This window comes from Vibrio sp. 2-1-2a (assembly GCF_032648565.1).
Lineage (GTDB): Bacteria > Pseudomonadota > Gammaproteobacteria > Enterobacterales > Vibrionaceae > Vibrio > Vibrio diabolicus.
The window spans coordinates 180,810-201,627 of record NZ_WBOH01000003.1; the positions used below are offsets into that span (position 1 = coordinate 180,810).

Annotated in this window: 19 protein-coding genes; 10 read left to right on the top strand and 9 right to left on the bottom strand. The window is 41.0% G+C overall.

Annotation, left to right across the window (positions count from 1 at the left end):
* Positions 1-55 precede the first annotated feature (55 nt).
* The 6 genes from vxrA to F7Y48_RS09235 all read left to right on the top strand — a co-directional run bounded on the left by vxrA (position 56) and on the right by F7Y48_RS09235 (position 5,740).
* A complete protein-coding gene (vxrA, locus tag F7Y48_RS09210; RefSeq protein WP_005394482.1) occupies positions 56-1,510 on the top strand; it encodes a sensor histidine kinase VxrA in 1,455 nt (484 codons plus the stop codon).
* A complete protein-coding gene (gene vxrB / locus F7Y48_RS09215) occupies positions 1,485-2,147 on the top strand; it encodes a response regulator transcription factor VxrB (protein WP_005394480.1) in 663 nt (220 codons plus the stop codon). The genes vxrA and vxrB overlap by 26 nt, the downstream gene beginning before the upstream one ends.
* Before the next feature lie 6 nt (positions 2,148-2,153).
* A complete protein-coding gene (locus F7Y48_RS09220; RefSeq protein WP_005394478.1) occupies positions 2,154-3,035 on the top strand; it encodes a DUF2861 family protein in 882 nt (293 codons plus the stop codon).
* Positions 3,036-3,095: 60 nt separating this feature from the next.
* The gene (locus F7Y48_RS09225) at positions 3,096-4,217 is read left to right on the top strand and encodes a conjugal transfer protein TraF (RefSeq protein WP_316683660.1); all 1,122 of its coding nucleotides are present in this window, start codon (positions 3,096-3,098) and stop codon (positions 4,215-4,217) included.
* 42 nt (positions 4,218-4,259) lie between these two features.
* Positions 4,260-4,421: a YoaH family protein gene (locus tag F7Y48_RS09230; RefSeq protein WP_005394474.1), complete on the top strand. Its 162-nt coding sequence runs from the start codon at positions 4,260-4,262 to the stop codon at positions 4,419-4,421.
* Between the two features lie 929 nt (positions 4,422-5,350).
* On the top strand, positions 5,351-5,740 hold the full coding sequence (locus F7Y48_RS09235) for a universal stress protein (protein ID WP_282150142.1): 390 nt from the start codon (positions 5,351-5,353) through the stop codon (positions 5,738-5,740).
* A gap of 101 nt (positions 5,741-5,841) precedes the next feature.
* On the opposite strand, the gene F7Y48_RS09240 is transcribed toward F7Y48_RS09235, so the two are convergent.
* Both F7Y48_RS09240 and F7Y48_RS09245 read right to left on the bottom strand, forming a co-directional pair.
* A complete protein-coding gene (locus tag F7Y48_RS09240; protein ID WP_152814274.1) occupies positions 5,842-6,054 on the bottom strand; it encodes a hypothetical protein in 213 nt (70 codons plus the stop codon).
* A gap of 306 nt (positions 6,055-6,360) precedes the next feature.
* Entirely contained in the window at positions 6,361-7,200 is an 840-nt protein-coding gene (locus F7Y48_RS09245) for a LysR family transcriptional regulator (protein ID WP_316683661.1), read from the bottom strand.
* A gap of 81 nt (positions 7,201-7,281) precedes the next feature.
* Here F7Y48_RS09245 and F7Y48_RS09250 point away from each other — a divergent pair, with 81 nt between their 5' ends.
* Both F7Y48_RS09250 and F7Y48_RS09255 read left to right on the top strand, forming a co-directional pair.
* Entirely contained in the window at positions 7,282-7,638 is a 357-nt protein-coding gene (locus tag F7Y48_RS09250; RefSeq protein ID WP_316683662.1) for a hypothetical protein, read from the top strand.
* Between the two features lie 437 nt (positions 7,639-8,075).
* Entirely contained in the window at positions 8,076-8,246 is a 171-nt protein-coding gene (locus F7Y48_RS09255) for a hypothetical protein (RefSeq protein WP_316683663.1), read from the top strand.
* A gap of 359 nt (positions 8,247-8,605) precedes the next feature.
* On the opposite strand, the gene yciH is transcribed toward F7Y48_RS09255, so the two are convergent.
* The 4 genes from yciH to F7Y48_RS09275 form a co-directional block, all read right to left on the bottom strand.
* A complete protein-coding gene (gene yciH, locus F7Y48_RS09260; protein ID WP_248379874.1) occupies positions 8,606-8,917 on the bottom strand; it encodes a stress response translation initiation inhibitor YciH in 312 nt (103 codons plus the stop codon).
* Position 8,918: 1 nt separating this feature from the next.
* On the bottom strand, positions 8,919-9,305 hold the full coding sequence (locus F7Y48_RS09265; protein ID WP_316683664.1) for a DUF3319 domain-containing protein: 387 nt from the start codon (positions 9,303-9,305) through the stop codon (positions 8,919-8,921).
* A 128-nt stretch (positions 9,306-9,433) separates the two neighbouring features.
* Positions 9,434-10,423, bottom strand: a complete 990-nt coding sequence (locus F7Y48_RS09270) for a D-alanine--D-alanine ligase (protein ID WP_316683665.1) — start codon at positions 10,421-10,423, stop codon at positions 9,434-9,436.
* A 149-nt stretch (positions 10,424-10,572) separates the two neighbouring features.
* Positions 10,573-11,142 (bottom strand): SPOR domain-containing protein, encoded by a 570-nt coding sequence (locus F7Y48_RS09275; protein WP_005390018.1) that lies wholly within the window; start codon positions 11,140-11,142, stop codon positions 10,573-10,575.
* Positions 11,143-11,378: 236 nt separating this feature from the next.
* On the opposite strand from F7Y48_RS09275, the gene F7Y48_RS09280 reads away from it, so the two are divergent.
* A complete protein-coding gene (locus F7Y48_RS09280) occupies positions 11,379-14,012 on the top strand; it encodes a bifunctional acetate--CoA ligase family protein/GNAT family N-acetyltransferase (protein ID WP_316683667.1) in 2,634 nt (877 codons plus the stop codon).
* A gap of 76 nt (positions 14,013-14,088) precedes the next feature.
* Here F7Y48_RS09280 and F7Y48_RS09285 read toward each other — a convergent pair whose 3' ends face one another.
* Complete coding sequence (locus F7Y48_RS09285; RefSeq protein ID WP_048625043.1) at positions 14,089-14,976, bottom strand: LysR family transcriptional regulator; 888 nt, start codon at positions 14,974-14,976, stop codon at positions 14,089-14,091.
* Between the two features lie 232 nt (positions 14,977-15,208).
* Between F7Y48_RS09285 and F7Y48_RS09290 the strand changes: the two genes are divergently transcribed.
* A complete protein-coding gene (locus tag F7Y48_RS09290; RefSeq protein ID WP_193447304.1) occupies positions 15,209-17,290 on the top strand; it encodes a TonB-dependent hemoglobin/transferrin/lactoferrin family receptor in 2,082 nt (693 codons plus the stop codon).
* 335 nt (positions 17,291-17,625) lie between these two features.
* Here F7Y48_RS09290 and galE read toward each other — a convergent pair whose 3' ends face one another.
* The gene (gene galE, locus F7Y48_RS09295) at positions 17,626-18,642 is read right to left on the bottom strand and encodes a UDP-glucose 4-epimerase GalE (RefSeq protein ID WP_074190671.1); all 1,017 of its coding nucleotides are present in this window, start codon (positions 18,640-18,642) and stop codon (positions 17,626-17,628) included.
* Positions 18,643-18,696: 54 nt separating this feature from the next.
* Positions 18,697-20,655, bottom strand: coding sequence for a diguanylate cyclase domain-containing protein (locus tag F7Y48_RS09300; RefSeq protein ID WP_316683669.1), 1,959 nt, complete (start codon positions 20,653-20,655; stop codon positions 18,697-18,699).
* Positions 20,656-20,818 lie beyond the last annotated feature (163 nt).

Consider the following 20,818-nt stretch of genomic DNA (forward strand, 5'->3'; position numbering starts at 1 on the left):
ATTGCTTGTAGATTGATGTATAGTTTTGGCTAATGTAACAAGTGACGGTAACAGTTTGATTAAAAAGTTTTTGCTCGGTTTTGCAACTGTATTGCCGCTTTTTTCGGCACCTGCATTTTCCGATTCACTACCAGAAAGAATAGATACGTTTACAGAGCTATTTAATTATGAAGTAGCTCTTAAATCGTATGATATTCGTATTCTGCAATCAAATTATCCTACCAAGTTACTTGCGCCAGATTCGCTTCTGCCGCAAACGTCTGACTATCCGTTAAAAGATATACAACAGCTTTATAGCTTAGCGAATACTTGTCGTGGTAAATTGCCACTAAGTCCTTTAATTACTGAGCCGTTAGTATTTACAAGAGCTATCTGTAAAGGGACGCAACTGACACCACGTTGGTTCTCGCGTAGTGGCCTCATTCACCCTGGTGGTGGGACTTACGCTGCACGCTATGTGGATAAGTATCCAGAACTCAAACCCAAGCTTGCTCAATACATGCATATTAAAGAGCGTGACAATGAGGAAGGGGATGAGTTGTTAGAAAGCTTGAAAAACATGGACGACGACGCCATTAATGCTTTGATTGCAGGCGCGAGCATGTTTATCGAAGGTAACGAACTTTGGTTACGACGTGGTGACCGTTACTTTGTCTTCGAGAAAGATATCTGGGAAGAAAACGTCGCTAATGCGGGTCTGTCGTACGCTCTAGCGTCTCAAAGCAAAAGTTGCTTTGTTAAACGAGGCAATATTTGTTGGGATGTAGAAGATCACTCACAAGTTTTGCGGATCAGTATGATCATACTGGTAATCGCAAATATTCTTCTAGTGATTGGTTGGGCTGTATACCGCTGGAATAGTAAGCGAGAAGAGCTCCGTAGTAGAATGCTTGTGTTGCAAATTTTAACGCATGAGCTCAGAACACCGATTGCATCTCTATCACTGACGGTTGAGGGCTTTCGCCGAGAGTTCGAGCATCTACCTGAAAGCGTATATGACGAGTTTCGCAGATTGTGTGAAGATACACGTCGTTTGCGTCAATTGGCAGAAGCGAGTAAAGATTATTTGCAATCTGATAACCAAATGCTTGCAACAGACTGGGTTCCGTCTGTCGCAGACTGGTTAGAATTTAAGATCGAAGAAGAATTTGATAGTGCCGTGCTTTTCAACATCAATGAAGATGTGGCTGCTAAAGTTAATGTGTACTGGTTAGGAACTTGTATCGATAACTTGCTTCGTAATGCGCTTAAGTACGGTATTGCACCAGTTGAATTGGATGTTTCAACTAGTGAAGAAAAAATAGTATTCCAAGTCCGAGATGCTGGTGGCCTAACGGCTAAAGATTGGGCAAATTTGAAGAAACCGTTCGTCAGTAAGAGCGGGTTAGGACTTGGGTTAACAATCGTTGAATCTATGGTAGGCCGCATGGGCGGAAAAATGTCCCTGATGGGACCACCTACAACCTTTATATTGGAGATACCTTGTGAAACAGACACTGCTTCTCGTTGAGGACGATAAAAACTTGGCTGATGGCCTGTTAGTAAGCCTGGAACAAGCAGGATATGAGTGTTTACATGTGGAACGTATTGCAGACGTAGAACCACAATGGAAAAAAGCTGACTTGGTTATTCTCGATCGCCAACTCCCAGATGGTGACTCTGTACAATGTCTCCCAGAATGGAAACAGATTAAAGACGTACCAGTTATCTTGCTAACGGCACTTGTTACCGTAAAAGATAAAGTTGCAGGCCTTGATTCCGGCGCGAACGACTACTTAACGAAGCCTTTTGCTGAAGCGGAACTCTTTGCGAGAATCCGTGCACAGCTACGAGCACCGGATTCAGCAGAGCAAAGCAGCGCTGATAAAGTGATCACAAAAGACTTAGAAATTGATCGTTCAACTCGTGAAGTTACCTATAAAGATGAGCTAATTACGTTAACTCGTACAGAGTTTGATCTACTGCTATTTTTAGCGTCGAACTTAGGTCGCGTGTTTACTCGTGATGAGCTACTTGACCACGTTTGGGGTTATAATCACTTCCCAACAACACGTACTGTGGATACGCACGTATTGCAGCTTCGTCAAAAACTGCCCGGACTGGAAATTGAAACACTTCGCGGTGTTGGCTACAAGATGAAAGCATAAGTCATAATGAAAACACTACTCCCCGTAGTTCTCTCATTAGCGTTAGTGAAACCAGTCCATGCAATGGACTGGTTTCAAACCAACACGCCTTTAACGCAGGCACATCAACACTTACTTGAAGATGATCTTGCCGGTATGTTCAACTCTCTTGTTGAACTGTGGCAAACGGAACCAAGCAAAGATTTGACTCCTCATCTCAATGATCTTCTTGGTCAGTCACTATCTAAAAACTGTGGCAAGTCTCTCACTGGTGTAACGCTGCCTGAATGGATAAGTGGCGTGAACGTTATTCGTCAGACCATCCAAAGCCCTGGGCGAGATACATTTAGGTTAGTGATCAAGCTAAGAGCTACAACTGACATCGAAAATATTTCATTTAATCGATGGGTGGATGATTCTATATCCGCAGACAGTTCATTCAGTTATGAAGAACAGCCGAGCGGTACGGAATTAGCCAATGAGCGTAGTTATTCGAAACGCTATAACCTCACGGGTAAGCTTGAAGCAGGCTTGTATCACTTAACTATTGTTTCTAAAGATAAACAAGAGTATCGAACTTGGGTAATATTAGGAGATTCCAATTCTTCGCAATATGTTCGTTGGACATCTAAAGAGAATTGGAAAGTAGAAAAGAGCGCACTTCGTAATCCCCATTGTCCATTACCGCAACTTGAAGTTGGTTTATATGACTACATTGATGGTCAATACGAGCAAATGTGGAAAAAGACTTACGAGTCTAACTATCCCAATTCACTAGAGCTTGCGGGCGTCCCAAATGATAGATACGTGCTAGCAGTGAGTATCAACAGTCGTCGTTGGCAGGGCGATATAATTGTTGAGCAAGCTCAAACTATTAGCCGAACCTATGATCTTTCCCAAGAAGAATAGTTAAAGAAATACCATTTGTGCCGATAAAGGTTCAGGAAGAACCAAAATCACAAGTGTAGTATGAAAACCAAATATAAAATTCTAGCCACCTCTGTTGCCACCACACTTTTCGCAAACGTTGCTTCGGCTGCCACTTATGCGATAGAAGCTCATAGCGATGCGATGGGTGGCGTTGGTACGGTATCAGCAACTTATCTGACTGCTCCTTTTTTCAACCCCGCACTTACTGCAATTTATCGCCGAAACGATGATGCAGGAATGATCGTGCCAAGTTTTGGTGGTAACTACGATGATCAATATGATCTTGTCGATGAAATCGAACGCATCAGCAAATTGACTGATGTCGATGAAATCAAAAAATCGATGAATGCCATAGATGGAAAAAAAACTGACTTTGATCTTGGTGGCGTTGTCGCTATAGGTATTCCTAATAAATTTTTATCTGCAACTGCATACGGTAAGTTATACACTGAATCATTCGTGCAACCAAAAGTAGATACGTCAGGTACTAATCCGTTAGACGATAGCTACGTACAAGGTGTTTCTATTGGTGTTGCTGAAGCAGGTGTATCACTTGCTAAATACACCAACTTTATGAATCAACACCTTTCATTTGGTGTTACGCCTAAACTTCAGCGTATTTATACGTACTCTTACGCCACGAGTTTTCAGAATTTCGATACCAAAGACTTACGTGAACATGAAACAGCGGAAACGATGTTTAACTTGGATGCGGGCGCGCTTTGGTTCTTTGGCCCATATCGTGTCGGTATTTCAGCAAAAAACTTGATCGGAAGAGACGTTAAAACAAAATCGTTCATGTATGGCAGTGATACGATTAAATCATACGAGTACAGCATGCGTCCCGTATATACGGTCGGGGCAGGGGTTGTTGCCGATTACTTTACTATGAGTGTCGACTACGATCTTAATGAAGAAAAACGTTTTTCATCCTTCGATGATAATACACAAATGATTCGAGCTGGTATTGAATTTGATATCTTGCGTCAACTGGCATTGCGAGCGGGTTATATGAAAAACTTAGCTCGAAGTAGCGACGAAGGTACCATTACTGCAGGTATTGGACTGTCTCCACTTAAGTTGATCGAATTAGATATTGCTGCTCAGTACACGAACGAGAACGCTATGGGGGCATCCATTAATTTCCTTGCGACCTATTAATTGAATCGTTATAGTCTGCTCCTCAAAATGAGGAGCTTTTTTATGTTTGACGATTTACCCCCTCTATCTCACCAAGAGCAACAACAAGCTGTAGAGAAAATTCAAGAATTGATGGCGAAGGGCACAAGTACAGCAGAAGCCATCAAAATTGTTGCCGAACAAATTCGATCTGAATACGCAGAAAAACAACAGCAACAAAACTAATTAATTCATATCAGGGCTTTGGCCCTGTTTTTTTTGGTCTCATAATATCCTCAAATATTTTCACACCTTAACGTAGTTACGTCGTAACGTTATTTCTATACCATTCAATTTATTCAACTCCCTCTATTCTGTACTAAGCAGTTGGTAAAATTTTACTTGTTTAAGTTAACCTTGATGCGTTCTGGCTTGAACGGATATGGGGTAAAATGCTATTTTTAAATTAAAATCAATAAATTCAGCAAATTGTATTGGTTTTTTGTCTTGCGTTTCTATTTCGGTCATGTTTTTTTGTGTAATTAAATTACAAGGCGGTTATTGGGTCTGTTTTCAAGTAGAGGATTATGCTGAAAAGACAAAAAAGACACGTTGTAACAGAAAAATAAAATCTGAATATAGTTATATAGTTGACCTTATAGAGACAGTAAGTGCTCGCAGACGTATGTCGGTTTTAGGTTGAACATAGGAGTGTTGGACTCTGTTTTAACTCTAAATCTTGTCTTTAATTCAGTGTTGTCTATGAAAATAGCTCTTAATCTTGATCGATGGATTACACGAAGAAATTACTTATTGCCAAGTGGTTTTACTAAACTAGGCGACGTTGTAATTAGGAATATAAAACAAGCTGCAATAGAAATTGACAGGATTTAGAAGCGTAGTGACAGTGTAGCGTGGGTTTGTTTGCGTTAGTTACATAGTTATGTACATCTTAAGGAGGGAGAACAAAATGGGCCACATATCAATAACCGGTTCCTAAGTCACTAGTTGACTTCACGAGCCTTCAATGGCTATTAGATAGCTGATCGCTCGGCTGTTTCCACATTCTTATATCAAACTCCCATATTTTCATGAAATATGAGTTTAGACATTGCATTCGCTCTTAGTGAACTAGACTTACTATAAGCACATGAAAACTAACTAGGAGAGAAAGAATGAGTTACAAGCACGTTTTAGTCGCTGTTGATTTATCTCAATCTAGCCAAGTCGTTATCGAAAAAGCAATAACTCAAGCAAAGAACTCGAACGCCAAACTTTCATTCGTTTATGTGGATGTTGATCGTGTGATCATGGAGCCGAAAGAAGAACAAAAGTTGCAAAAGGAGCTACAAGAACTCGCTGATAAATGCCTATATCCAGTACACGAGACGATGGCAGTTATCGGTGACCTTCATATCAAATTATCGGGAATCGTAAAAAAAGAGGGAATAGACCTAGTTGTCTGCGGTCATCATCATAATTTATTGAGCCGTTTCTTTTCATCGGTACCAAAGGTAGCAAATGAGGTTGAAGCGGATTTATTGATTGTTTACTTGAATGAGTGACAGTAACGAAGGTTTGTGCCACATCTTCTGTAATCCCGCTTTTCGCATATTAAAAGCCGAACGTTTGTGTTCGGCTTTGCGTATGATTGACAACAAAATAATTAACCAGGAATGGCAGATGCCTCTTGGGATAAAACAGATGCAGACTCTGCGTTTGACTGCAAATCAAAATGTACGTTAACTTGCACACCTTCTCGCTCAAAAGTGACATCATCAAAATCGGTCATAGCGATTTTGAATCCATTTCTAGCAAAAAAGCCAGTCACCATAGTTCGCTGCTTAATTTCTAGTGCAGACGCGAGTAGCTTATCCATGGCATTCTCCTTGGTTATTGTGGGGATATGGGTAGAAGATACACGCAGAACTGTATGAAATCAATTTAATATAAAATTGATTTCGATTAAATTTTTAATGTAAGTCAATCTATCGTTTAACCCACGTGATTTATTCCACGCAAAGCCTTGATAATGAAACGGTATAGCATCTCATGTTGTGATAACAAGCATAAAGATGGGGATTTTCATAAATGCCTAACGAGACTCTTTGAAACAATACGTTACAAAGCTTCTCGCTAGACCTCATGAGTTATCAAAGGAAAATTATAAACCTGAAAAGCCATCCTAAAGTGATTCATTTTTCAATATTTTTGATAACTCAGACCTAATAAAAGTAGATATTTCAGCTAGCTTTCTTGGTAGAGGGTTTTGATAAGGGTAGGCGATATACATGGAGCGTTCTATATCAAAATTTTGTGAGATTTGGATATTGTTGTCTATATGGTTACCTTTTACAAGGTAATTTGGAATGACGCCAACCCCAGCCCCCTCAGAGACAAAGTTTATTAAAATAGAGGTGTTATCAACTTCGATAACGTCAGTATACTGCTTTTTAATTGATTCCTTATTCGAGTGATTCTTGTAGATTAATAGCGTGTTGTTATTGGCATTGTTAACTGTAGATATTAAAACATCGTTATAATCACCGATTTTATGTGCAATCAGAGTGTCATCAATAATGTTATTAAGCCTAATCGCTAAATCTACACTGCTTTCTAATAAATTCTCAACATTGTTACTTGATGATATTTCAAAGTTCACTGCTGGATATCGTTCTTGTAAGCCTTTAAGAACAGAGCCAAAAATAGAAGAGGCTATAGAGTTGGGCATTGTAATTTTAAACTTTCCATTAATGCATTCACTCAACGAGCTAGCTCTGTAATTTAACTCCTGCAAGCTCTCTAACGTTTTGATGGCAAGCTCTCTAATGCTTTCACCATGATCAGTTAAAACGAGTTTTCTTGTTGTCCTGTGGACGAGTGTTACACCAAGTTGTTTTTCTAATGCCGCTAACTGCCTGCTGACTTGAGCTTTCGACTTTCCAAGTTCTTTTGATGCCTCTGTAAGAGAGAGGTGTTTACAAATGGCTGCAAAGCAGACCAGCTCATTGTTCATCAATTCCATGATTGTTACCTTTTTGCAACTCTGAGTCACGTTGTCTTTTAACGGGAGGGAAAGTATAACTTGCATCAACGGAGGGGGACAATGATATTTAAAAGCCGTCATGAAATAATGGCAGACTACTATCTTAATAAAACCATATTGGATATTAAGTTAAACAAATATCTTGAAGAAATTAACTCAATCGACTTAAATAACGAAACGGAAAATTTAAAAATAAAAGTTCTCTCTCGTGAAATTACTAAGTTAGATTCAGGTAATTTAATTGTCGATTGCGCATCATTGATAATGACTCATTCAATATCGACAAAAGCAATAATAAAGATCGAACTTGAAAATAATTCTTTAAATTATAAAGTTAAAAATGTGAGAATATTTAAATATGAAGACTGTAATACAAAATTCGAAAAGATCTGTTTATCAGAAAGGTACATTGTATAAAATAATAAATAATATTAGTGCTTTGTATACAAAATCGTTAGTAAAATTATTTGGTGAAGAGTTGAGAATCCATCATTGCAAAAATAAAATTAATGTAAGAACCACTAGTGAGTTGAGTGAACATATGAAGAAAGATCTAGGTATAGATTGAAAAGTAGAGAGTTTACGTTCCTATAAAGCTAATGTAATAATTACACTTTTGGGGATGAACAATATGTGGCCATAAGTGAGAACATTGAATTTTCTCGTCCTTTCGATAACTTAAAACATAAGTTATCGAAAGGATATAATGAGATTTGAAGACAAAGGCTTTAAGCAATCGTTAGGTTGCTTATCTGATATAACTTAAACACTAGCTCATGCCCAGCAGAGTTAGTATCAGAACTTCAAGAACGCCAGCAAAAGATCTTGTTAACTCAGAAAGTTGCAGAGAAATAATGGAATATCCAATCCAACTGTTCGTCTACTTGAATGAGCAAGAAGCAGAACAAACGCGTATAGTGTCGAACGTAATCAAAGATACAAAGATACAGTGCAGGAACTTAATCAGCTACACGGTTTTAAAGTTGATGACTGGTTCTTATCAAGTGGTCGCTGCGGTGAAATAAAAGTTCACGGCCCATACAAGACAGCTGATGAAGCTTGCAAGGCCGCAACAGCCAAATACGGTGTCACTAAGCTATCATCGCCAATGCTAATCTTCTAAGTCTAAAGTGCGTATTATGTATATTATGTTAAATTGAACATGCTCGTACGCCAAATGTTGCCAATGAGCACTCCTATTCCCCTGTCGATTTGAAATTTAAGGTCTCTATCATAACCATTAAACATAATGGCTATTTACCATAAAATAGCTAATATCGATCTATCAATCTGCGATTGCTTGTTCTTCAATTAGCGTATTGCTTACTAAAATAAAAAATGGCGTCTATTTTTAGACGCCATTCTGAGTTTTCCTTAATGTAAATTAGCCACCGGCTAATTTGACTGTCATGCCTTTCTTTTCAAGATGCGCTTTGATCTTGTCTCTAGCATCACCTTGGATTTCGATATTGCCATCTTTTACCGAGCCACCACAGCCGCAGACTTTTTTGAGTTCTGCAGCTAATAATTTTAAAGGTGCATCATCCAAGTCTAAACCTGTAACGATGCATACACCTTTACCTTTACGTCCTTTCGTTTGGCGCTGAATTCGTACAATACCGTCGCCTTTGGGGCGAGATATTTTTTCTTCTTCCGGCTTAATTCGACCGGTTTCTGTTGAATATACCAGAGTCATTCTATTGTTTCTTTTGTTGTTGAGCTTGCATCGCTTTTTGCTTTGCAACTAAATAAGCTTCGATATGACGTTGAATAGCAGTTTTACTACCCTTAATCAGTTTACCATTAAACATACAGTACCAAGAGTTGGTCTGACCTGTATCATTTTGAATAGTATAACCGTTAAAGACTTCTGATTTTGCACCAACAACTTGCTGCGCTCTTTGTCCAAGCGCAGCAAACTCTTTGGGATCAATAATTGATGCGGTATCGCACCACCAATCAATGCTTTTCTTTACCGCCGTCAAACTACCTTGTAAGACGTGGTTCTTGATTTTAACCTTCCAAATACTGCCATCTGGTCCGCCTGACTGCAGGTTAAAACCTCTATAGTTTGAAATCGCCATACCACTGAGTCATCTGTTTAATGCGTTGATATAATCATAATTGCTACTGAGCAATATTCAAATACGGCTTGAATAAACCTTGCTCTAGAAAACAATTTCTATCATAAAACGCGCCTCGATAACGTTAATCACTTTGCACTGTTTATACAATCTTCCAAGAACTCATGGAATTTGTGCCCGTTATTTTGAAGCATTTTAGGGAACATCGAGATAGGAGTCATACCTGGGAATGTGTTTACTTCGTTTAAGTAAATCTCATCATCTTCCGTTAAGAAAAAGTCGATACGAGACAAATGGCGAAGATTCATTTGCTTAAATACCATCTCAGATGCGTGCTGAATTGCATCTAATTGTGCTTGGGTTAGATTCTTCGCTTCAACTTCAGTGAGCGAGTGACTTGAACTGCTGTACTTTTCATCGTACGAGTAAAAAGCACCGTCAGGTGCAATAACCTCGCCTGGCTTCGTTATGTGCAGTTGGCCATTCATCTCATATGCAGCAACTTCAAGCTCTCGTGGTTTTACTGATTTTTCAACCAACACTTGGTCAGAAAACCCAAACGCATCATTTACTGCATTGGAAAGTTTATCTTTTTCTGTGACGCTGTAACACCCAACAGATGACCCTTGACGAGCGGCTTTGACAAAGACTTTTCCCCATTTTTCAAACGCTTTATGAGCTTGAGCATGAGCTTCTTCATCGTTGCGCGTTAAGAATAAGTATGGCGTATTGGGAATGCCGATAGCGTCGTACCAAAGCTTAGATGTGATTTTATTGAAGCTATTGCTACTTGCTTCTGGCCCGCAACCCAGGTAAGGAATGCCTGCGATTTCAAACAGAGATTGAATATCACCTGTCTCGCCAGGAAAACCATGTATACAAGGCACAATGAAATCGATGGTTTGATTAGATTCACTTGAGCACAACTGCTTGGTATTGAGATCTAAGTAAACCAACTCACCTTGGTTGGTCATCCAACCTTCGTTTTTTATTTCTACGCGTGTAACGTGAACGTCTTCAATAAGATTTAATTGTTGTTCGACAAAGTTTGCAGACAATAATGAAATCTCGTGCTCAGAAGAGCCGCCGCCGCATAGTAGAAGAATATTTTTAATCATGAATCAATCTTTCCGTGACCTACAAAAGATACTATTTATTATGATAAACCTTTGAAGTGTGACGTACAGTAATTTTAGTGTGAGGAATTTTGTTCGAGTAGGATTTGAACAAATAAATAAGGGAGCTATTCGCTCCCTTATTTGATGTGTTAGTTTAATTTGTTAAGCGTTGGGTAAGCTGAGTTTTTAATGGCGTCAATGCTTTTAACAAATGGTCTTAACTGCTGAAATTGAGCAGGCAAAGTCGAAATCGCTTGCTTGGCTTCCGCGCTTGTTGCGTAGTCTCCGTATAAAACTGAGAACCACTTAGTACCGTTGACGACTTTGTAGTTTTCCCAAATTGGCTGACCGTTCTGTGGCAGCTTATTTGCAAACTGATCGACTTTCGCTTGGCTACCCACAGCCGCGACTTGAATGGTATAGCCGAATCGTTGAATACCTGCTTGCTTTTTACTCGGTGGTACGATCTTAACTGGCTTCGCCTGCTCTTTTGGCGTTAGCTTGACTACTTTCTTCTCTTCAGGCTTTGCCGTCATTTTCACAACAGTTGGTTGTACGTCTTTTTCTACTACAGCGTTTTCAGACGCCATAATTGGCTTAGAGATACGATCTGATTTGTAGTCCTCTCGATAACTTTCAGAAGTTACGTCTGTGATGTAAGTTTCAGATGCACAAGCAGAAAGCAGGACTGACAAGCCGATGATTGCGATTTTTTTCATGAAGTAACAAATGCTCTGGATAAATATTACGATAAATCATGCCGATAGCAGGGCCGTTTATCAAGCATCAAATACAATAATCTGTGATTTTGATGTGATGAATAACACAAACTCCATAAGCATCGCCCACATTTTATGCAATGTCTGGTCTGAAGACGTTTTATCAATAAATTATTCGTTTATGATTGATATGAAACCGATAGGCAAACGTTACTTGCAAACGGCTAGGAGTCAGCATGAATAAACTACATAAACTCTTTAAACCCAACTCTGTGGCCGTTATTGGGGCATCTCAAAAAGCATTGCGAGCAGGGCATGTAGTTATGCGCAACCTTCTACAAAGTGGGTTTGGTGGCGCGATTATGCCAGTAACGCCGCGATACAAAGCGGTATCCGGAGTTATAGCCTACCCTGATGTGGCTTCCCTACCCTATACGCCAGATATTGCGATTTTATGTACGAACGTTTCACGCAACGAGCAACTGCTTAAAGAGTTAGATGAAAGAGGCACGCCGTTTGCGATTGTTATCTCTGATGACGCTCAGCCTTTAAATATTTCATCATTGAATATTCGAGTTTTAGGACCGAACAGCTTAGGTATTATCTTGCCTTGGCACAATTTTAACTGCACGTTTTCTCCTGTTGCGGCTAAGCCCGGAAAAATTGCGTTCATCTCACAATCTGCGGCGGTGTGTACCACAGTGTTAGACTGGGCAAATGATAAGAATATTGGCTTTTCTTCGTTCATTTCGATTGGACGCGGACAGGATATCGATTTTGCAGATTTGCTTGACTACTTAAGTATGGATGGGAATACGGAAGCTATTCTGCTTTATGTGGATAATATCCAGGATGCTCGGCGATTTATGTCTGCTGCGCGAGCTGCTTCACGGAACCGCCGTATATTGGTATTAAAAGCGGGCCGCTCTAAAGAGATGAATACTTTCGAACAGCAAGATGGTGATACGCTTGATGTAATTTACGATTCTGCCATCCGTCGAACTGGTATGTTACGAGTCAGCAATACGCATGAGCTATTCGCTGCGGTAGAAACACTCACGCATTCTGTGCCACTTCGTGGGGAGCGTTTAGCGATCATCACCAATGGCGGCGGCCCTGCTGTTATGTCCGTTGATACTTTGATTGAACGTGGTGGTCAGCTAGCAACGCTTGATGACGCTTCCATTGAGCAATTACAAACTGTACTCCCGTCCAACTGGCGCGCTCGAAATCCGATTGATCTGTCTGGTGACGCAACAAAAAAACGCTACATTGATACCATTAACGCACTGATGAATAACGACTGTGCAGATGCGATCTTGATTATGCATAGTCCTTCTGCAGTTTCCGACCCTCTTGAAACTGCTCAAGCTGTTATTGAAGCGATCAAGGCTCACCCTCGGCATAAGCATTTTAATATCTTGACCAACTGGTCAGGAGAACAAACGTCGAGAGAGGCACGACTGGCATTTACTCAAGCTGGCATTCCAACCTATCGAACGCCGGAAAGTGCGGTCGTTGCATACATGCACTTGGTTGAGTATCGACGAAACCAGAAGCAATTAATGGAAACGCCAACGACGGCTGAGCCATTGCACTCTGGAAGTGTGAGTTCTGCAAAAGAATGGGTAAATGAACGACTACTGGATAAAAATACAGTCACCTTGGATACGCATCAAACCAGCCCATTATTTAAGCTGTTCGGGTTTAATGTTCTGCCAACATGGATTGCATCTGACGAAATTGAAGCCGTGCATATGGCAGAAAATATCGGATACCCTGTTGCGGTTAAGTTGCGATCTCCAGACATTCCTCATAAATCGGATGTACACGGTGTCGCCCTGAATTTAAGAAACAGTCGAGAAGTTTCTAACGCAGCGCTATCCATTTTAGATACCGTAAAGCTCAGTTACCCTTCTGCCAATGTACACGGTCTGCTGGTGCAAGGTATGGCAAAGCTCGGCAGCGCTGAAGAGCTACGGATTAGTATTGCAGTAGATAAGGTCTTTGGACCTGTGATCTTGCTTGGTCAAGGCGGCTCGGAGTGGAATATCGCCCAAGATGCCGTCGCTGCACTTCCTCCTTTGAACATGACGCTTGCGCGCTACCTTGTCGTTGTGGCTTTAAAGTCTGGAAAGATTCGCCTGCAGAAACACAAAGATGCGCTCGATATTAGTGAGTTGTCGAAATTCTTAGTTCGTATCTCCCAAATGGCGGTTGAGTTGCCAGAAATACAAAGGCTGGATATCCATCCAGTGCTGGTATCGGGAAGCGATTTAACTATCCTCGATGCGGACATCACACTGTGTAAATACGAGGGAGATGCGCAAAAACGTCTGGCGATTCGTCCTTTCCCGGCAGAATTTGTCGAAACAGTGACGCTTCGAGATGGACAGCCTATCCTGCTGCGCCCTATCCTGCCTGAAGATGAGCCGCTGCATGCTCAATTCATTAATAGCGTATCGAAAGAAGATCTCTATAAGCGTTTCTTTTCTGAGGTTGGTGAGTTCAACCATGAGGCTTTGGCAAACTTCACTCAAATCGACTATGACCGCGAAATGGCGTTTGTAGCGGTAGCGTTTAATACCGACGGACCGTCTATCATAGGCGTAGCCCGCGCATTGATTACACCAGATAATAGTGATGCTGAGTTTGCTATTTTGGTTCGTTCAGATTTGAAAGGAAAAGGCTTAGGTAAAGTGCTGATGCAGAAAATTATCAGCTATTGCAAGATTAAAGGCACAAAGCAAATGTCTGGAATGACCATGCCTACAAACAGAGGGATGTTGATGTTAGCTCAAAACCTGGGATTTGAAGTCGATGTTCAGTTTGCCGATGGTACGGCAGATATGGTACTCCCTTTAAATTGAAAAATAAAGCATTAGCGATAACTTTACTTCTTAGATTAGATAAGCAATGGGAACCTAAGAAGTAAAAGTTACGTTGTTACTTTAGTTTCCAATTCTTTTTCAAGTATTGAATACACCAGGATTTCGCCTCACCCATGGTATTTCGGCGCCATGCTAAGATAATATCCATCGGCTGCTCTTCTGTACCTTCGATTCGCTTCAATACGCCACTATCAATCAAAGGTTGTGCAATTTGGCTTGGTAACGTACCAATGCCTAAACCTGCAGTGAGCGCATCTACTTTTGCCGTAAAGTTGGTGACGGTCAAGCGAGGCTGTTTTTGAATGATATTAATTGAGAGCGCGGGTTGTTCGCGTGCAGTGTCTGCAATGGCAATGATTCGGTACTTTTCTCGCGCCGCCTCATCAAACTTACCACTACGCTTGTGAACATAGTGATCAGCTGCCGCTACCCAAAACATGCTCATCTTACCAATTTTTTCTGATTTGACTTCTTGAGGAAGTGTATCCAGTGATGGGCAAATCAGTAAATCCGCTCTACCTGTATTCAGCGATTCCCAGCTACCAGCCAAGATCTCTTCTTGCAGTCTGACTCGTGTTGAGCTGACTTCAGCCAATGCATCAACCATAGGGAAGAAATTGGATATAGGAATAATGCCATCAAAAGCAATGGTAATATCCAGTTCCCAACCATTCGCCAATAACGTTGCATCATTCACTAACTTTTCACTGGCTTGTAAAATGGCTCGTCCTCTTTCAAGGATGAGCTTTCCTGCTTCAGTAAAATGGGCTTTGTGGCCAGAGCGATCGAAGATAATGATGTCTAAGTCTTGCTCGAGTTTCTGTATCTGGTAGCTCAGTGATGACGGGGCTCTATCTAACTCACTCGCAGCAGCTGCAAAACTCCCTCTTCGGTCAATGGCATCCAGAATATGGAGCGCTTCTAACGTAATTGGACTCTGCACATGACCTCTCTTAATGTGATTTTTGTCACATTGATTGTATTTGGATGATCTTATCAAGAACTAACGTTAAACAATATAACACACTGATAACTAAAGACTAGAAATGCTCATAACCTAAGAGTTCTACTCAAGATAAAACCACAAACGACAATGGTAATGATAGTAATTATTATTTAGATCCATTAATATCCCGTTTGTTGTTACCTATTATGGATCTAAGGTATTGAAGCCAATGTATAAAAAAACAATTTTGTCAGCCTCTATTCTGATTGCACTATCCCAAGGTGCCTACGCTGAAGATCATTCAACCTTCAATGAAGTGGTCGTGACTGCGACTCGTACTAATAGCCAAATCGAAGACACTGCTGCTTCTGTTGCGGTCGTTACTGATAAGAACATCGAAGAAAGCATGGTCACTGGCTTAGATGACCTCTTTGAGTACACGCCAGGAGTCACGGTTAAGACAAACTCTCGCCAAGGTGTCCAGAGTATCAATATCCGTGGTATCGAAGGCAATCGAATTAAAGTTCTTGTGGACGGCGTATCTCAAGGTAACCAGTTCGAATCAGGGAATACGTTCATTAACTCTGCTCGCGTTAACGTGGATACCGACCTAATAAAAGCGGTTGAAATTGTAAAAGGTGCAGCATCGTCTCTACATGGTTCTGACGCAATTGGTGGCATTGTTGCATTTGAAACTAAAGATCCGGCTGATTTCCTTAAGGGTCGTAACTTTGGTGGGCATGCGAAGTTCAACTACTCTTCCGAAGACAATACATTCAGTGAATCTGTGGCATTAGCGCACAAAACTGGCGACTTGGAATCTTTACTTGCTTATACGCGTCGCGACGGCAATGAACTGGATAACTTTGGAGATCTAGCAGATGCAGATACAGAAGCGAACAACTTACTGGTTAAGCTTCAGTACCAACTCAATGATGCACATCGTGTTGAGTTCAATGGGAATTATATTCGCAACAAAGGCAACGGAAAGCAGTCTTACAACGGTTATACTAATGCAACAAGTGAAGATGTAACAGAACAATATCAAGTTGGTATAAAACATATTTGGGAGATGCAAACGGCCGTAGCGGACTCCCTTACCTGGCAACTAGATTGGCTTAGCAAAGAAGAAAACGGCATTACTGATCGTGTTAAAGGTCAGAATAACCAACGTAAAGACTACATCTACGAGGATGAAGGCTACCAGTTTGATTCTCAGTTCGACAAATATCTCATGCTTGGTAGTACAGAGCATTACTTTGTGTACGGTGCATCCTTCAGTGATAAAGACATTAAGAACGTTAACAAAGAGTACAACAGTGCAAGCGGAAACAAAGAAATTTTCTATATCCCTTCTGCGAGCGAGCGTCGTTACGGGCTCTTTTTACAAGACGAAATTACGGTAGGTAACTTTACGATTACCCCGGGCGTACGGTGGGATGCATTTGAAACCGATCCAGGTGACACAAGCAGCAACCCAAGTGGTAACGCGGCTAGCGACTACAAAAAGTTTTCTGATTCTGCATTTACAGGCCGCTTAGGTTCTGTTTATAAGCTTAATGAACAACATCGTTTATTCGCGCAAATCAGCCAAGGTTTCCGTGCTCCAGATTTCCAAGAGTTGTACTACTCCTTCGGCAACCCAATGCATGGCTATATTTTTAAGCCAAATCCTGATTTAAAAGCAGAAGACAGCATTTCGTACGAATTTGGTTGGCGACATAATAATGACATTTCTAGCAGTGAAGTGTCAGTTTTCTACAGCGATTACGACAACTTCATCGAAAGTAAAACCGTCTCTGGCACTTGGACTCCTGTGACTGACCCTGCGATTCTGCAGTACGTAAATATTGGCAAAGCGACAATTAAAGGAATTGAGTTTTCAAACCAACTTTCGTGGAACAAGTTCATGCCAATCGAAGGATTTAGCTCTCGTGTAGCAGCGGCGTATACGGAAGGTGAAGATGGAAACAATAATCCACTAAACAGTGTTAACCCTTGGAACCTTGTCGCTGGTTTTAATTACGATTCAGAACAAAACTGGGGAACCACGTTAACCATTAACTACACCGCATCTAAAGATAAAAGCGACATAAATGACGATAAAGTGTTGCCTATCTCCGCAGCTACGGTTGTAGATATCACCGCGTACTACAAACCTATTAAAGACCTTACGTTGCGAGCAGGTATGTTCAACGTAACAGATGAAGAGTACTACAATTGGAATGATGTGCGTGACCTTCAGACAGAAAACAAAGATCTGACTCAAGCTGGGCGGAACTGGTCAATTACAGCTAAATACGAGTTCTAAAGCCTCCGAAAACACAAAAGCCAGCTTAATGCTGGCTTTTTTATGGCTTTCATTTCAAAAATGTAAAGAAAAGTATGAAAAATGAAAGTTTACTGTTTTGCCATCTCTTTTTTCACCATTACTGCTGCTGCAATGATAAAAGTGATGATCAGACCGAGTTCCATGAACTACCCCAATAGCTATGAGAAAATTTATAACCCAAATTAAGAGTCGGACATAGTTTAACAGCTCTATATAGACTTGCTACCTTTTAACCAGTAATTTACGATTTTTTCCGATTTGGATCAAAAAAGACGCAATTATGCGTCTTTTTGTTATTATTGTGTAAATCAAAATTAGGCGTCTGGATAACCTTGAGGGTTGTTAGATTGCCAACGCCATGTATCACCCGTCATTTCTTCTAGAGTGCGAGACGCTTTCCAACCTAACTCATTCATTGCTTTTGATGGATCAGCCCAGCACTCCGCAATATCGCCTGGACGACGTTCAACAAGTTGGTATGGAACATCTTTACCACTTGCGGTTTCAAACGCTTTCACCATTTCAAGCACACTGTAGCCATTGCCAGTGCCAAGGTTGTAGACATGAAGCCCAGCTTTGTTACCTACTTTTTCCAAAGCAGCGACGTGACCATCGGATAAGTCCATCACATGAATGTAGTCACGCACGCCGGTGCCATCTTTCGTTGGGTAGTCGCTACCGAATACAGAGAGGAACTCTCGGCGGCCCACCGCAACTTGAGAAACAAACGGCATTAGGTTATTTGGAATACCTTGAGGATCTTCACCTAACTCACCTGTTGGATGTGAACCTACAGGGTTAAAGTAACGAAGAAGTGTGATGCTCCAATCTGGATTCGCCTTTTGGAAGTCTGTTAAACACTCTTCCACCATTAATTTACTGCGTCCGTAAGGGTTAGTTGCGCTAGTTGGAAAGTCTTCTGTGATTGGAACAGATGCAGGATCGCCATAGACAGTTGCTGAGGAGCTAAATACCAACGATTTAACTCCAGCTTCGCGCATTGCATCAACCAATACCAAAGTGCCATTCACATTGTTGTCATAATACTCTAGAGGTTTTGCTACGGACTCACCGACGGCCTTTAAACCTGCAAAATGGATAACCGCTTCGATATCGTGCGATTTTAGAACCTCTACCATTGTCGATTTATCTCTGATATCGGCTTGAATGAAGGTTGGCTTTACGCCACATACCTTTTCAATGCGATCTAAGACCGTAGACTTACTGTTGTACAGGTTATCTAGAATCACTGGCGTCATACCAGCTTCGATCATTTGAATACATGTATGGCTACCAATATAGCCCATACCACCCGTAACAAGTACTTTCATTTTATCATTCCTTCTGACGCGAATGGGTTTAGTTTAAAGCTTTGACGTTACGATTTAAACTGTCTCCTGCAATTCGCATCCCATTAATATTGCTTGGCCTTTTCCGGCTTTTTTAGCTTGATACATTGCAGTATCTGCACTTTTTAACACTCGAGTGGCATCTCGCTCATTAACACCGACCAATTTTACGCCGATGCTAACGCCAACCTTGAGCGAGTTACCTTTGTACTCGATTGGTGTGCATACGCTTTCGAGCAGTTGTTCTGCAATTCGGGTGACGACTTTTTGATTGGCAGGATTAACCAACATGACAAACTCATCACCCGAAAGCCTTGCGATTAAATCACTATGTCGAGTCGCAGATGTTAGACGCTCGGCTACTTTTTTCAGAACTTCATCACCTGCGTCATGGCCATAGGTATCATTAACCTCTTTAAAACCATCGAGATCGAGGTAAAGCACCGCAAATTCGTCACGTAAGTATCCCGACCGTTGTACTAATTCTTCCAACTCTAAATGGAACTTAGAGCGATTCGCTAACCCCGTTAATGCATCGTGATGAGCTAAGTACTCAAGCCGTTCCATCTCTTTTGCGCCAGAAAGATCGGTAAGAACAATGACCAGGTCGTAGAACCCATGGTCTTCACACTTAACGATGCGATTAACCCTTGCAAACATCGGCACAAACTGGCCAAGATGGTTCTGTTCAATAACTTCCCCTTGCCATACCCCGTAGTTTTCTATCGATTCAATGATGCTAGGCATCATTTCCTGCAACTTGCGCCACTTAAGTGTTTGGATAAATGACTTCCCAATAAGCTGATCCATCTCTAGTCCAACTAACTTAGTGACCGCAGGGTTAGCCATTGTGATAACACCTCGATGATTAAGAACGATGAGGCCATCTTGGCTGCTCTCAAAAACACGCCCCGCAACACGCTGCCTGCTCATGGCCTCTTCAATTTCGGTGATATCTTGAATCGAAAACAATAAGTGTCCATGTGTGGACAAACGACGACTGGTTAAACTCAACTGCTGTTCGTTGTCTGCATTTTTGAGGTGAATGTCATCGCACTCTAACCCCCTACTTAGGATTTGGCTCAGCTCATTCGGTGTTTTCGTTTTAATTAGATCACGGATATTGGCATGCTCAAGTTCCTCTGACTTTTTTTGAAATATCTGCCGAGTCGCAGTATTACAGTAAATAACACGCCCGAAGTTGTCGGTAATAACTAATGCATGTTGAATAGATTCAATGACTTCTTCTGAAAACGCCCGCTTTTGTTCTAACATTTCTAATGAATGTTGCCGCTGTTTCTCGCGTGTTGTTAACTTGTTCATCATTTGATTGAAGGAATGTGCGAGTTCTCCAATTTCATCCTTGGAGTAATAGCGAACTTGAGTATCCGTATTTTGTCCGTGTGTCACACTCTCTATCGTATGACTCAGTTCTATGACAGGTTTGAGAACAAGCCTATCGATACTTATGTAAAAGATAGTGCCACCAGCGAACAGCAACAGAAGAAGTACAGCACCATCTTGAAGTAAAGATTGTTGGGCTTCTATGATTGGACGATGGGAAAGCGTAACCCTCATACTGCCAATGACACGACCATCGTGAATAATCGGTTCTAGAACATAAAGAAATTTGGCTGATAAGGCATAACCTAGCGCGTGTAACTTGCTTCTTTCAGTTTGATTAGGGACGGGAGCTGATACCCCACTTCCTTCAAGAACAACGAAAGGTTGATCATCTTGGTCGTAAAGTTTGACCCGCGTAACATTTGGCTGATTTAAAAAGTTGATGAGAGTAGTTTGAGCTTTTTGCTTGTTCTTTGTCGTTAGCGCATCTTTAATTGAGAAAGAAACATTGTTAATCAACTTTCTCGTTTGTTCGACCAACTCATGCTTAGACGATTGGTATGCAGTATACGAGGTATAACCTTTTGAGATAACAAAGATAGCCGTTATAAAGACCAAAATTGGCCAAATAAGCTTTGCTCGTAATGACATATGTATTCCTGTCGCAGACAACCACTAAAAATGACAGAAGCGTTGTTATGCAATCTATTACCCATTAAGGGCGACAAGATTAACACGATGCCAATGCAAAATAACCTTAAATTCTCAAAAATTGGATGGAAAAGGAACGAAATACCTTAAAATTCGGATCAAC